This window comes from uncultured Pseudoalteromonas sp., assembly GCF_963922945.1.
Classification (GTDB): Bacteria; Pseudomonadota; Gammaproteobacteria; order Enterobacterales; family Alteromonadaceae; genus Pseudoalteromonas.
Window position 1 is genome coordinate 1 of the sequence record NZ_CAWUKC010000014.1, and the last position, 14,044, is coordinate 14,044.

At 42.2% G+C, this 14,044-nt stretch carries 14 protein-coding genes; 8 read left to right on the forward strand and 6 right to left on the reverse strand.

Translation table 11 applies throughout. From position 1 onward, the window contains the following. Window positions 1-196 precede the first annotated feature (196 nt). From greB to AABI99_RS04970, 4 genes are all read left to right on the forward strand, one after another. The gene (gene greB / locus AABI99_RS04955) at window positions 197-670 is read left to right on the forward strand and encodes a transcription elongation factor GreB (RefSeq protein WP_055015444.1); all 474 of its coding nucleotides are present in this window, start codon (window positions 197-199) and stop codon (window positions 668-670) included. Between the two features lie 132 nt (window positions 671-802). Beyond that, window positions 803-1,114 (forward strand): hypothetical protein, encoded by a 312-nt coding sequence (locus AABI99_RS04960; RefSeq protein WP_338364006.1) that lies wholly within the window; start codon window positions 803-805, stop codon window positions 1,112-1,114. Between the two features lie 51 nt (window positions 1,115-1,165). Beyond that, window positions 1,166-1,747 (forward strand): CBS domain-containing protein, encoded by a 582-nt coding sequence (locus tag AABI99_RS04965; protein WP_338364008.1) that lies wholly within the window; start codon window positions 1,166-1,168, stop codon window positions 1,745-1,747. Between the two features lie 211 nt (window positions 1,748-1,958). Continuing rightward, a complete protein-coding gene (locus tag AABI99_RS04970) occupies window positions 1,959-4,280 on the forward strand; it encodes a Tex family protein (protein ID WP_338364010.1) in 2,322 nt (773 codons plus the stop codon). Window positions 4,281-4,335: 55 nt separating this feature from the next. Here the strand turns inward: AABI99_RS04970 and AABI99_RS04975 are convergent, their stop codons facing one another. From AABI99_RS04975 to bioH, 3 genes are all read right to left on the reverse strand, one after another. After that, the gene (locus AABI99_RS04975; protein WP_338364012.1) at window positions 4,336-5,199 is read right to left on the reverse strand and encodes a putative metalloprotease CJM1_0395 family protein; all 864 of its coding nucleotides are present in this window, start codon (window positions 5,197-5,199) and stop codon (window positions 4,336-4,338) included. Window positions 5,200-5,204: 5 nt separating this feature from the next. After that, window positions 5,205-5,513, reverse strand: a complete 309-nt coding sequence (locus AABI99_RS04980; RefSeq protein WP_338364014.1) for a hypothetical protein — start codon at window positions 5,511-5,513, stop codon at window positions 5,205-5,207. 90 nt (window positions 5,514-5,603) lie between these two features. Continuing rightward, the gene (gene bioH / locus AABI99_RS04985; RefSeq protein WP_338364016.1) at window positions 5,604-6,341 is read right to left on the reverse strand and encodes a pimeloyl-ACP methyl ester esterase BioH; all 738 of its coding nucleotides are present in this window, start codon (window positions 6,339-6,341) and stop codon (window positions 5,604-5,606) included. Between the two features lie 73 nt (window positions 6,342-6,414). Between bioH and AABI99_RS04990 the strand changes: the two genes are divergently transcribed. Next, window positions 6,415-7,092 carry a ComF family protein gene (locus tag AABI99_RS04990; protein ID WP_338364017.1) on the forward strand — a complete coding sequence of 226 codons (678 nt, stop codon included), beginning with the start codon at window positions 6,415-6,417 and terminating at the stop codon, window positions 7,090-7,092. 8 nt (window positions 7,093-7,100) lie between these two features. Here the strand turns inward: AABI99_RS04990 and AABI99_RS04995 are convergent, their stop codons facing one another. Then, window positions 7,101-9,656 (reverse strand): M14 metallopeptidase family protein, encoded by a 2,556-nt coding sequence (locus tag AABI99_RS04995; RefSeq protein WP_338364019.1) that lies wholly within the window; start codon window positions 9,654-9,656, stop codon window positions 7,101-7,103. Window positions 9,657-9,802: 146 nt separating this feature from the next. Here AABI99_RS04995 and nfuA point away from each other — a divergent pair, with 146 nt between their 5' ends. Together nfuA and AABI99_RS05005 are read left to right on the forward strand one after the other, a co-directional pair. Beyond that, window positions 9,803-10,378 carry a Fe-S biogenesis protein NfuA gene (nfuA, locus tag AABI99_RS05000; RefSeq protein ID WP_338364021.1) on the forward strand — a complete coding sequence of 192 codons (576 nt, stop codon included), beginning with the start codon at window positions 9,803-9,805 and terminating at the stop codon, window positions 10,376-10,378. 6 nt (window positions 10,379-10,384) lie between these two features. Then, entirely contained in the window at window positions 10,385-10,654 is a 270-nt protein-coding gene (locus AABI99_RS05005; RefSeq protein ID WP_338364023.1) for a hypothetical protein, read from the forward strand. Window positions 10,655-10,663: 9 nt separating this feature from the next. Here AABI99_RS05005 and dinF read toward each other — a convergent pair whose 3' ends face one another. Next, window positions 10,664-11,998 carry an MATE family efflux transporter DinF gene (dinF, locus tag AABI99_RS05010; RefSeq protein ID WP_338364026.1) on the reverse strand — a complete coding sequence of 445 codons (1,335 nt, stop codon included), beginning with the start codon at window positions 11,996-11,998 and terminating at the stop codon, window positions 10,664-10,666. On the opposite strand from dinF, the gene AABI99_RS05015 reads away from it, so the two are divergent. After that, window positions 11,978-13,006, forward strand: a complete 1,029-nt coding sequence (locus AABI99_RS05015) for a polysaccharide deacetylase family protein (RefSeq protein ID WP_338364028.1) — start codon at window positions 11,978-11,980, stop codon at window positions 13,004-13,006. The two genes, dinF and AABI99_RS05015, sit on opposite strands and share 21 nt — an antisense overlap. On the opposite strand, the gene AABI99_RS05020 is transcribed toward AABI99_RS05015, so the two are convergent. Beyond that, window positions 13,007-14,038, reverse strand: coding sequence for a chemotaxis response regulator protein-glutamate methylesterase (locus AABI99_RS05020; RefSeq protein ID WP_338364030.1), 1,032 nt, complete (start codon window positions 14,036-14,038; stop codon window positions 13,007-13,009). Between the last annotated feature and the right edge of the window lie 6 nt (window positions 14,039-14,044).

Here is a 14,044-nt window from a genome sequence, read left to right on the forward strand (position 1 = left end):
CGCCTGTTTGGCATTTATGCTGCGTTATCGCCTATTTATGGGGAATAACCACACCTCATAGGCTCTACCTTGCCTAAAAACCAAATATGCTGCTGCAAATTCGACCACCAAGGAACAACACGCCCTAAATTTACGCTCGACAAATTTTGGCAAGTTTATTAACGTGCAAAGCATTACAGTAAATAAATAAAAGCCGATGAAAACAAATTTAATAACCCGCGAAGGTTACATACAATTACAGCAAGAGCACGACCATTTATGGAATGTTAAACGCCCTGAAGTTACTAAAATAGTAAGTTGGGCGGCAAGCCTTGGCGATCGCTCAGAAAACGCAGATTATCAATACAATAAGCGCTTACTGCGCCAAATTGATCGCCGCGTTAGGTATTTGCGCAAACGCCTACCCGATTTAAAAATTATTGATTACTCACCGCAGCAAGACGGTAAAGTATTTTTTGGCGCGTGGGTAGAAATAGAAAACGAGCAAGGCGAGATAAAAAAATTTAGAATTGTAGGCCCCGACGAAATATACGACCGCAAAGATTACATATCGATTGACTCACCTATGGCGCGTGCCCTAATAAAAAAGCAAGTAGATGATGATTTTGAGGTACCTACACCACAAGGAAAAAAAGAATGGTATGTAAATAGTATTGAATATCAAAAATAATCCCCCATAACATTATTAATAGAGAATGGCATTGATTCAGATCAGGTAAATTTTTTATTGTGTAATGTATCTCACTAGGATATATATTATGTTCGCAGGTTTATTTTTAACCTGGTTTTCAAGGTAGTGGTTATGTCAAACTTAGTACAGCGCATATGTAGTAATGCCGTATTGTTTGCACTTTTAATGAGTGTGAGTTTGACGCTGCACGCCAATACCAACGAAGTAAGCATAGATAACGCCAGTGTATCTAATCATTTTATCGCTTGTGAATTTCCTGACCAAGCAACCCCCGACATTGACTTAGACTCTCATGTTAATGCGTTTGCTATTAGGTTGTTTCAACCGCTGCCTAATGCTGTTTCATCTTTATACCAAAGCACAAACCTAAGCCGCCCTTTTAGTACGGCGTATCAACGTGGCCCACCTAGCTATTTAATTTAATTCACAATTTTACTTTTTTGATTAAATTTTATAACGAATAAGGTGACTACTATGTCTAGCTTTAAAGAATTACGTACCCAAAATATTTCTAATGCTGTTATTGCAAGCACGTTTGAAGAGCAACAAAGCGCTATTAATTTAACGTCTCCTGCATTAACCGTAATCAATAACTTTACCCAAAAAACGCCTATTCGCGCTCAATACGACACAACAATTAGCGATGCGCTTAAACAGGTGTTAGCAGAGCATTCTGACTATGTATTGGTAACTGATGAGGCACAAAAACTAATTGGTATTGTTTCAAGTGCCGACTTACAAAGCGCTAAAATCACAGCCATTGCACAGCGTTTAAATACCACTCGCAATGAGGTGAGCTTACGCTACATAATGACTCCAATTAGCCAACTTAGTGGCGTTAGCATGCAAAGCCTAAGCTATGCCAGTATTGGCGATGCCCTCCAAACAATGGAGCATCAAGGCAGTATGTTTTTATTAGCAACAACCACTAACAACGAAATATGCGGGTTAATTTCGGCGCGTCAAATAGCCAAAACGCTGCACATTCCATTACATATTACACCCATCGCTCACACGTTTAGTGATGTATTAGAAAGCGTAGAGCACCCTCACTAAAGGGCATTTTTGTATTTAACCAACCCAGCCAAACCAACCATCTTAAAGCAAGCAAAATTGCTTGCTTTAAGAGCTTTTTATTACAACCTGCTGTGATATTATTCAACTAATAAATACCTACCAAACTCATTAAATAGCAACTTTAATAAGCTGGGTATAACAGTACCAGAGGGATTTTCTGGTTTTATTTTTTGTATTAAAAGGTTTATGCATGAGCGATATCTCTGCACGTTTAGCCACTGAGCTAAATGCACAACAGCAGCAAGTTGTTGCTGCTACAAAATTACTTGATGAAGGCGCAACGGTTCCATTTATTGCGCGTTACCGTAAAGAAATTACCGGTGGATTAGACGACACGCAATTACGCCTTTTAGAGCAACGCTTGTCGTATTTACGCGAGCTTGAAGAGCGTCGTAGCTTTATTTTATCAACCATCGAATCGCAAAATAAATTAACGTCAGAACTTAGTGCCGATATTGCCAACGCGCAAAGTAAAACTGAGCTTGAAGATTTATACCTTCCTTATAAAGCGAAGCGCCGTACCAAAGGCCAAATTGCTATTGAAGCAGGCCTAGAGCCACTTGCCGATGCACTTTTTAATGACGCAAATTTAGATCCTGAGCTACACGCGCAGCAGTTTATTAATGCCGATAAGGCAATTAGCGATACCAAAGCCGCCCTTGATGGTGCTAAATTTATTTTAATGGAGCGCTTTGCCGAAGATGCTAAGTTATTAGCAAAATTTAGAAGCCACATTAGCCAACACGGTGCTATACACAGCACACTTATTGACGGCCAAGAACAAGCTGGTAGCAAATACCGCGACTATTTTGATCATCAAGAACCGTTAAAAAAAGTCCCTTCGCATCGCGCCCTTGCTATGCTGCGTGCGCGAAATGAAGGTATTTTACAGCTAGGCATAAACCCAGAGCCAAGTAGCGAAAATGCAGCTCAGCTATGTGCACAAATGATTGCTGATCACTACCGCTTAGATGTTAAAAACAAAGCTGCAAGTGCCTGGTTATTAGGAGTTGTGCAATGGGCTTGGAAAATAAAGCTTGGCCTGCACCTAGAAAATGAATTTTTAGCAGCCATGCGAGAAAAAGCCGAAACCGGCGCTATAGATGTATTTGCTAAAAACTTAAAAGATTTACTGATGGCCGCGCCTGCTGGGCCACGAACAACGCTTGGCCTTGATCCTGGGTTACGTACTGGCTGTAAAGTAGCCGTCGTTGATGGCACAGGTAAATTGCTTACAACGCAAACTATTTTCCCCCACGCGCCACAAAACCACTGGGAAAAGTCATTACGCACTTTAGAGCAGCTATGTCGCCAGCATAAAGTAGAGCTTATTGCGATTGGTAACGGCACTGCATCACGCGAGTCTGACAAGCTAGTCGGCGAACTTATTAAGGCCAATGCTGAGCTTAAATTAAATAAAATTATGGTCAGCGAAGCCGGTGCATCTGTTTACTCAGCATCTGAGTTTGCAGCAAATGAATTTCCTAATTTAGATGTGTCTTTACGTGGCGCAGTATCTATTGCGCGTCGCTTGCAGGACCCGCTTGCCGAGCTTGTTAAAATTGAGCCAAAATCAATTGGTGTAGGCCAGTACCAGCACGATGTATCGCAAAGCCAACTAGGCCAGACACTGACCGCGGTGGTCGAGGACTGTGTAAACTCAGTGGGTGTTGATTTAAATATGGCCTCAGTGCCACTGCTTACTCGCGTATCGGGGTTAAATAAAACCTTAGCGCAAAATATAGTAAATTACCGCGACACTAACGGCACGTTTACTAAGCGTAGCGAGCTTAAAAAAGTTGAGCGATTAGGACCAAAAGCGTTTGAACAAGCCGCAGGCTTTTTGCGAATTAATAACGGTAAAGACCCACTTGATAACTCATCCGTTCACCCTGAAGCTTATCCTGTTGTTAAACTTATTTGTGAGCGTAATAACCTTGATGTTAATAACTTAATAGGTAATAGCGAGTTTTTAAATAAACTAGTTGCTAATGACTACACCGACGAGAAGTTTGGTTTACCTACGGTTACCGATATCATTAAAGAGCTTGATAAGCCTGGGCGCGATCCTCGCCCTGAGTTTAAAACCGCTGAATTTAAAGCCGGCGTAGAAAAAATCACAGACTTAAAACCTGGAATGATTTTAGAAGGTGTGGTTTCTAATGTAGCTAACTTTGGTGCGTTTGTTGATGTAGGTGTACACCAAGACGGCCTAGTGCATATTTCGGCAATTACTAATAAGTTTATCTCTGATCCGCGCGAAGTAGTAAAAGCCGGTGACATTGTAAAAGTAAAAGTGGTTGAGGTAGATGCGCCGCGTAAACGCATTAGCTTTACCATGCGCTTAGATGATGAAATAGACACAAGCAATAAACCCGCTGCCGCGCCGCAAAAACAACGCAGTAATCAGAACCAGCAACCGCGTGCGGCAAAACCAAAACGCGATAACGGTAATGCTATGATGGGCAATGCCTTTGCCGATGCATTTGCTAATGCAAAGATAAAAAAATAAACACCCAGTAAAAACGCCGCTCATTGAGCGGCGTTTTAATTTAGCTTAACTAGTTTTAACCAAAGGCAGAAAAACCACTGTCGTTTTGGGGTGAGCTAGCCATTTGATAAAAATTAGCAATGCGCCCAGCTCGTGCGTCTACTTCTGGGTCGCGTGACTGCTCTGTATCTGTATTTTTTTGCGACTCAGCGGTGCTGGTTTCGTTTATTGATAACGCGTTTTGAGACTCTTCTTGTCCTTGCGCTTCATCGTCAGCAGGGGCTGCTAGCTCTGCTTGGGCAGCGGCCATTTTTTGGGTTGCATCAGCGGCAATAGCTCTATCGGCACTCGAAGGTTCTGCTGGGGCTAGTGCGGCTGCACGTACCGTTTGCATTTTATCTATGGTGGCTTGCGGGTCGCCCGGTATTTCAGACACATCAATCTGTACCTCGCCACCCACAGCGTAATTATTACCATCTGGCCCACGTTGATACTCATAACTTGGTGAGCCTGCATACTGCCCACCCACCGATGCATGAGCCTGTTCGTGCACACGTACTTCTGTATCGCGGGCTTTTAGCTCTTTAATTTGCTGCTGTTCTAATTCTAGCTGTTGTTGTTCTTGCTCTTCTTCGGAGGATTCTTCGCTCGCTTGCTGGCTTTGTTGCTGTTCGCTATTTGACTCTTCACTGCCTTGCTGACGCTGCTCAACAGTTTGCTCATCACTAAGCTTACCGGTTGCATCATAGGTGGCGGCCTCTGCACTGCTTGGAAGTTTTGCTTTATCGGCATCGCTTTGGGCTTTGGTTTCAGTATTACTGGCGCTATTGGGGGCGGGGGCAGGAATAACTTCGCGAAGTTGGTTGTCACGCCGAGCGGTTTCCGTATAAACATTGGCGGTGTTTATGTTAATAGACGGAAATGGCGTGACAATATTCATATCATTTAAACTTTAATATCGATTAGCGTACCAAGCACTTCATCAGCAGTTTGAATAGATTGCGTGTTTGCCTTGGCATTAAACTCTTCGACTTTTAAATTAACAAGTGCTTCGTCAACCCGAGCCGGCTGTGCAACAGGCGCTGTTACAGCCTCTTCAGGCCGCGCTGCTGTTAACTGGCGCTGCTGGGCTAGTTGTGAATCATCTTGCTGTTCAATGGTGGCACGGTTTATCTCTGCGCTCGCTTGCTCTATGCCTTGGCTTGCGCGATTAAACCCTTCTACACCACTATTAAATATAGAACCAATAGCCATGCTGCACCTCCAAAAAAATAAATACTGCTTAATTATCGCTCACTTTATGGGCAAAATAAAGCTTTAAACTGTAGCTTTCTTTAGTCCATTTTAAAGCATTGATTTAACGGCAGATAAAAACTCTTTTTTATGAGAGATGAACGGTGCATGCGAGGCTTTGTCTAATACTTCGTATTCAAACTCAGTATTTAGTGCTGTCATTTTAGCTATTGCTTTATAAGGCACCAATGCATCTAAACGACCAAATATTGCTTTTATAGGCACTGGACAGTGAGCAAACCCATCTCGTAAATCATCATTTTGCAAAATATCCAAGCCTGCACTTAGTGCCTCACTTTTAGGCGCGTTATACTGATTTAGCAATTGCTTTAGCTGCTTTATATCATCGCGTGCCGACTCGCTACCCATAGCCTGAATAGCTAAAAACCGCTCGATGGTTTTTTCTCGATGATTAACTAACTGCTCTTTAAATTGCTCAAGCACATTGGCTTTTATTCCAGGCCAATCATGCTGTTCAGCAAAAAAAGGGGTTGAGGCTACTAAAATAACTTTTGAAACTTTTTCAGGCCAATGCTTTGCAATATACAATGCAAATAAGCCCCCTAGCGACCAGCCCATAACAATAGAGCCAGGGCTAAGTTGCTCGCTTACGATTTCAGCTGCATCGTGTAAATTATAAGGACGTGGGCAGCGACTGCTATTACCAAAACCAGGCAGGTCTATACTGCGCACAGGCCCACTGTGTAAAAACGCTAACTCTGGCTGCACTAGCTGCCATACGCCCTGATTCATTCCCCAACCATGTAATAACACTAACTCGCTTTGCATATTTGTCTAACCTTAACCAAACTTAGCCACATCATAGCGCTTACATAGACGAAAGCAACGCAAGGGGTTACCAATGCAACATACATTTTTTAATTGGTTATTTCCCTCTTATTGCGTGCAATGCCAAGGAATAGTTAGTGCTAAAGAGGGGTTGTGCGAATATTGCTTAGCAGATTTGAGCGTGTTTGATTTAAATAAACACAGCAATTTATTGCACCGTCCTGATATTGCAGACATGTTTCCAGACTGCGAGTTTGATAGACTTTTTGCCTGCGCTTTTTATCAACCCCCTTTTGAGCATTGGCTTAAACGGCTTAAGTTTAATAATCAAATTCATTATAAAAAAGCGCTGCAGCAAGTAATTAACCTGCAACTAGATGTGTTTTTTAAAAGTTTAACAAGCCAACCCGATATAGCGATTATTTTACCTCTGCACCGAGGGCGCTTTTTGACACGAGGGTTTAATCAGGTAAGCCAAGTGTGGCAATCATGTTTGGCAAAACATGTTTGTATAAGTAATGCGTTAATACGAAATAAAGCCACACAAGCACAGTCAAAGCTTACTAAAGCCAAGCGGATTAAAAATGTAAAAAACGCCTTTGTATGCACGCAAGATATGAGCGAAAAAACAGTGGTTATTGTTGATGATATAATGACCACAGGTGCAACGCTCAACGCGGCTACCCGTGTTTTAAAGCAAGCGGGCGCTAAACAAGTATGGGCTTTTGCTACCTGTTTAACGCCACTTTAAAGGTGTCGTTAATCACCACTTACTCTAAAGGTGTGGCCAAAAAATAACGCATTACTGAGTAATCGACTTGTTCCGTACCAGTACCCTCTAAAAACAGGGTTATCTGTCATCGCAATCACACTGCCACGACCGTACGAGTGAGCAATCATAGCTGCTGCACCGGCAATCTGTTGCTCATTTACGCCATCGGTAAATCCTGCTAGTAGTGGTTTTTGTGGGTAAGTGAGTATGTTTACAAACGGTGCATCTGATTTTTCTAATAACCACGTGCTATTTTTAAACACCGGTAATGTTTCGCGATTAAGCGAGAAAGTAAGAGGGTGCGTAGTGTCTACATCAGTATTAAAAATAGCGCCAGCTATACGCTGCCGCCCTGCTAAGTGGTCTTTATCTGCATAGCTTAAACCTTTTGTTTTAAATGCGCTGGCTACATCTTGCCGAGATAAATAATTTGCCTTGAGTAATTGCTGATCAGCTAAAAATTTAGCACCGCCTTTGTGACCCCAAATTACACCACCTTTTCTTATCCAGCTTTTAATGGCAACTTTATCACGCTCTGGTAAGCCTGAATAATTGCCGTTAGCCAGTACAATGTGGCTGTAATTATTTAAATCTAGGCTACCTAAACGCTCCATTTCGACTATGGTAGGCGAAATACCAACAAAGCGATCGAGGTAATACCATACTTCTCCTGCCTCGTATTGGCTGACGCCCTTACCGCCAACAAGCAGTACTTTTGGCTCGTTTAATACCGCCATGGTGCGCGACCCTAAATCGGCACCCTCACTTGTAAGGCCAGTAGTAATAGGCTTTATTGCAATACCAAATTGCGTTTGTGCATCGTTTAAAATAGCCACCCAATCAGGGGTAGTTTGCAGCCCAGCAGGAACAATAATACTGCCAGGTGCAAAGTCTATTTCGGTGGTGCTACTTTTAGCTGTTAATGCGCTTAACGCCACACGCGCTTTAATGCCTTGCTTTAACAAGCTATTTAACATTTTAGGTGCTAAGTAATCATCCCAGGCAAAGCCAAAAGCATAGCTTTGCTTTAACGCAGCAAATGATGGTTTAACGGCTTTTTGCCACGCAGTACTTGCAACCTCTAAACCCCAACTACTTTTTACTTGTGCAAACTCTAAATTAAACGCATGGGCAAGGGTCCAACCCGACACATCGTAAAACGTGTTATCAGCGAAAGTTTTTTGCTCGCTAAAAATAGCTTTTACTAAACGAAACTGTGGCTGAGCTAACGGCACAAAATAACTCTGGGTACTAAAGTTTTTGCCATTGGCTTTTAGCGCCTTTGTAAGTGGATAGGCGTTGATTTGATGCTGTTTTAACAGGTTTAAAAATAGTTTAATCCGCGTGTTGTCCTCAGCCCCCTCAACCACATAGCCTTCAAAATTTTCATCATGTGCTAAATCTTTTGCTTGACTATAAAATTTTGCCTGATAGGTCAGTAACGCCTCGCGGTTATCTACCGCAGCTTTAAAGGTCGATAAACTAGTTAGTAACTGATTTTTAATAGTAAAAGGAAACGTAAGTGTACCGTTTATGGTTTCTTGTACATGGCCACGTGAGCTTGCTTGTTCAAATAAAATGCCTATACCGCCATTTACATCGGGATAAGTTGAGCCTTTTCCGTAATAAAAATCGTCAAAGCTCTCTTCGGTAAAGTAAAGAGCATTATTTTTATCTAACGTTTTTGCATGGTAATTGGCAATGGCTTTAGTCAACGTTACGTTTTCATCAGGTGTAATTGGGTGCTTGCGACTAGGGATGCCGGGTTGAAAAAAATAGCTACTATTTGGCCCCATTTCGTGAAAGTCAGTAAGAATATTTGGCTTCCATTGATGAAATTTAGCGATTCGTGCGCGTGACTCAGGGTGTTGTAACAATAGCCAGTCACGGTTTAAATCAAACCAATAGTGATTTGTACGGCTACTTGGCCAGCTTTCTACGTGCTCACGGGTTTTAGGGTCGCTCGATAAATTCATACCGCGATTACTATTTGCCCAGTTAGCAAAACGCGCTAAACCATCGGGGTTCAGTGAAGGGTCGAGCAAAATAACGGTATTATTTAATAACTTTTCTATTTCTGGGCCTTGGGCTGCAGCAAGGTAATACGCAACCAATAAAGCGGCATTACTACCTGATGACTCATTGCCGTGCACGCTGTATCCCATCCATACAACTGCCGGTGCATTTTGTGTGTTTTTAGCTTGTTCGCTGTTTACTAAACGCGCTAAGTGAGCTTGGCGAATTTGCTCTAAATTAGCGAGCTTTTCAGCGCTGCTAATACTTAGCATCACCAGCGGGCGTTGCTCGTGGGTGCGCCCTATTACTTCAAAATTTATACGATCACTTTTTTGCGCTAGAATTTCCATGTAACGCACCAGTTGGTCATGCCTTACATGCCACTCACCTACTTCGTACCCGAGTACATCTTGTGGGGTGGGTATTGTTTTATCAAACTCTACATCTTGTTCAAAATAATACGAAAGTGGTTTTGCCATACTTGAAAAGCTAAGCATTGCCACCATTATAGTTACTATCCAGCGCATATAAATCACTCTAAAAATGTTTGTTATTTGCACGCTAGCATTGCTTAAATTAGATGCCAACTTTTTACGCTCAACACTAGCCGCAACACGATGAGCGGAGTATGATATGCAGTATCCGAGTAATTTAGTCAAGTATAGACGGTTTTATGATTTCTATTTCCGAAGCAGCACAAGCGCATTTTGCTAAACTTTTAGCAGATCAAGCACAACAAACCAACATTCGTGTGTTTGTTGTAAACCCTGGTACATCACAAGCGGAATGTGGTGTTTCTTATTGTCCAGAAGACGCCGTAGAAGACAGCGATATTCGTCTTAACTTTAATGGTTTTGATGCCGTAGTAGATACTGAAAGCGCTCCTTTTTTAGAAGAAGCTGAAATTGATTTTGTTACCGACAAAATGGGCACTCAGTTAACCTTAAAAGCGCCTAATGCAAAGGCGCGTAAATTAAGTGATAACGCAACACTAAACGAGCGTGTTCAACACATGCTAGAAACTGAGGTAAACCCACAGCTAGCTAACCACGGTGGTCAGGTAAGCTTAGTTGAAATAACTGCTGAAGGCACTGCAGTACTTCAATTCGGTGGCGGCTGTAATGGATGTTCTATGATCGATGTAACGCTTAAAGAAGGCATCGAAAAAGAAATGATTGCAAAATTTGATGAGATCACCGGCGTTGCCGACATTACCGATCACCAAGCGGGCGATCACTCTTATTATTAAGTAATAATGTTAAAGCCGCTTATTTACCGCTTAGGAAGTAACCCTAAGCTAAGCTTAAAGCGCTTTTTTCGCGGACTAGCACTGTTTGTGCTAGCCGTGATATTTATTACCCTTGGCTACTACACTCACTTTAGTTTGCAAATTATAGGTGTGGTTATTTTAATCCCGGCTTTGTTTTTTGCTGCATGGGGTTACAGCGGCATTTTTGCTAACCGCTTTTCACAAGTTTTAAAAGATATAGGGCCAAAAGATCATGACCCCGACCTCTGGAAGTGACACGTTTGATTAATCAAGTAGCTGATTATTCGCCTTTAACTGCAAATACTTAATAATTAACGTAACACCGCGCATAAGCATAAAGCAGCTCATAGCCAACCACAGCGCGTTATTTTGCCACTCTATAAACACCCAAAACACCCCATAAAAGCCAATGGCTGCAGAAAGTATCATACTGTTACGCATGTTTTTTGCACGTGTAAGCCCTACAAATACGCCATCAAATAAAAAGCAGCTCATTGCTAACATAGGCAATACTATTACCCACGGTAAGTAACTTGTCGCCGCTTCTATCACTTCAGGTACATTGGTTAAAAGCTTAATAATGGCGCTGCCAAATACAGCAAAAACCACACTGTATAGTACGCCAAAAAGCATTCCCCAAAACACGCTTATTTTTACCCAAAGTCTTATTTTTTCAACGCTTTGCTGCCCCTTTGCTTGGCCTACTTTGGCTTCGCTTGCATACGCTATCCCATCAAGCGCAAAGCTAACCAACATTAAAAAGTTAAGTAACACAGCATTCGCTGCAAGCGTTGTTTCACCTATACGAGCACCATAAAAAGTCATAAAGCTAAAACACAATTGCAAAATTAATGAGCGAATAAATATATCTCTATTTAAACTAAGTAGCTCTGCCATTTTGCTGATACTGAGCCAATTTGGCACGCTTAGCTCCACGCCTTGCTTCTTAGCAAGCTTAATCACTAGTAGCAACGCAAAGGCCAACGCGCTGTAATCTGCAATTAATGACGCCCACGCAGCTCCCGCTACGGCCCAGTCTAAATACACCACAAAATATATATCGAGCACTATGTTGGTAATATTGGTCACTAGCAGCAAGTAAAATGGCCCGCGCCCATAATGTACGCCAAGCATCCAACCTAACAGCACTAAATTACAAAGCGCGGCAGGGGCACTAAATATACGAATATTAAAATACTGGTAGGCTTGAGCAAGCACCTCGTTATTTGCATCTGATAAGAATGCAATGGCTTGTTTTATTAAAGGCGATAAGGCAATAAGCGCTAACGCTACACACACCGCAAGCAATAAGCTACGTTTTAAAAGCGCTGCCAACTGTGTTAAGTTATTTTGCCCATATGCCTGAGCCACTAAACCCGTAGTACTCATTCGTAAGAAGCCGGCGAGCCAAAACAAAATAGAAATAACAGCAGAGCCAAGCGCGATTCCCGCTAAGTAATGCGCGCTACCTAAATGGCCAATAACGGCGGTATCAACAATTCCTAACAGTGGGACAGTAATGTTTGATAAAATCATTGGACCCGCTAGCAACAGCAAGCTTTTATGGTGTGCCTTATTATGTTTAAGAAATTGTTTCATCTAGTTTTAATTACTCTCGTTTGTTTATCAGTACGCGTTCATGCCGCTGTTATTTTACAGTATCATCATGTAAGCGAAACCCTACCTGCGGTCACCAGTGTAAGCGCAAATACATTTACCAAGCATTTGAGCTACTTAAAAGAGCATAACTTTAATGTGATAGCACTAAATGAGCTAATAAGCGCGTTACAACAAGGTAAAACCTTGCCAGAGAAAACCGTCGCTATTACCTTTGACGATGGCTACAACAATAACTACGAGCAAGCAGCACCTATTTTAGAAAAATTTGCCTACCCTTATACTATTTTTGTAAACCCTAGGCTGATTGATGAAGGCAAAGGCTACGTAATGGGGTGGAACAAATTAAAAGAGCTCGCAGATAAAGGCGCATTAATTGCCAATCATACTGCCCAGCATGATTACCTGCATATTAAGCTAAAAGGTGAGAGCGATGCACAGTGGCAGGCACGCATAAAGAAAGATATTCTGCATTCACAGCAGCGCATTAAAGAAGAAATAGGTCACGACTATAAATACCTAGCGTACCCGTATGGTGAGTTTAATAACGAGCTACAAACACTTGTAAAAGAGCTTGGTTTTGTTGGTATTGGTCAACATTCAGGCGCGGTTAATAGTAATTCTAATTTTACACGTTTGCCTCGTTTTCCAGCTTCTGGCTTTTACAGTAAATTGGACACCTTAATTACCAAGTTAAACTCACGCGCATTTAATATTAAAAGTTTAAATTACCAAGACAGCGTAACCTCGCAAAACCCACCAACGCTTAGCATTGAGCTTGAAATGGGGGATTTTCATAAAAGTCAATTTGCCTGTTATGTATCAAGCGTTGGCCAAGCTAAGTTAACCTGGATAAACGACAGTACGGTACAAATTAACTCGCCAAAGGCGCTAAATAAAGGGCGTTCTCGCTTTAATTGTACCGCCCCTTCAATTGAGCACCCAGGTAGTTACTATTGGTTTTCGCAGCCGTGGGTTATCCAAAAGTAATTACACTTTTATAGCTTGATGTAATAAACGATGCGTTACTTTATCAAGTGCAACAATTTCGTTAGCGGCGCCTAAATCAACCGCTGCTTTTGGCATTCCCCATACCACGGAAGAAAACTCGTCCTGCGCAATGGTGAATCCCCCAGCTTGTTTAATCCCAAGCAACCCTTTGGCGCCATCACTCCCCATACCAGTGAGTAGGGCTGCAATAATGTTTTTTGCACCGCATTCCAGTAAAGAATTAAATAGCACATCTACTGCAGGCTTATGGCGGTTTACTGGCTCAGAATCATCAAGCTCGCAATATAAACTCGCCCCTCTTTTTTTTATGCTTAAATGTAAACCACCTGGAGCAATATAAGCACACCCTGCGGCGAGCTTGTCGCCGTGCTGCGCCTCTTTCACATTAATTGTACAAGTGCGATCCATACGTTGAGCAAAAGAGGTACTAAATACCGGAGGGATATGCTGAGTAATCACAATTGGCGGGCAATTGGCTGGCATTTTTATAAGCACTTCCTTTATTGCTTCAGTGCCTCCCGTTGAGGCCCCAATAGCAATCACTTTATTTAATAAAAACTGTGCATTGGTAGGTAAAGCCCCACTCGCAGTACTTACCTTTTTAAAGCTTCTTACCCGCGCACCTGCCGCAACACGCACTTTTTGCTGCACAACATACGCATATTGACTCATTTGCTGCTTTACATTTACGGTCGGCTTGGCAATAAAATCTACCGCACCCAATTCAAGCGCCTCTAATGTAATAGGCGAGCCTTGCTGGGTTAATGTAGAAATCATCACAACAGGCATAGGCCTTAAGCGCATTAGGTTTCTTAAAAAACTAATGCCGTCCATTTTCGGCATTTCTACATCGAGGGTAAGCACATCGGGGTTAAGCAATTTAATCATTTCCCGTGCTTGATAAGGGTCTTCAGCACAGCCAACAACCTCTATATCGCTAGCCTGAGATAAAATCTCGCTTAGCAAACGTCTTATCAGTGGTGAATCATCAATTATTAGAACTTTAACCATGACGTC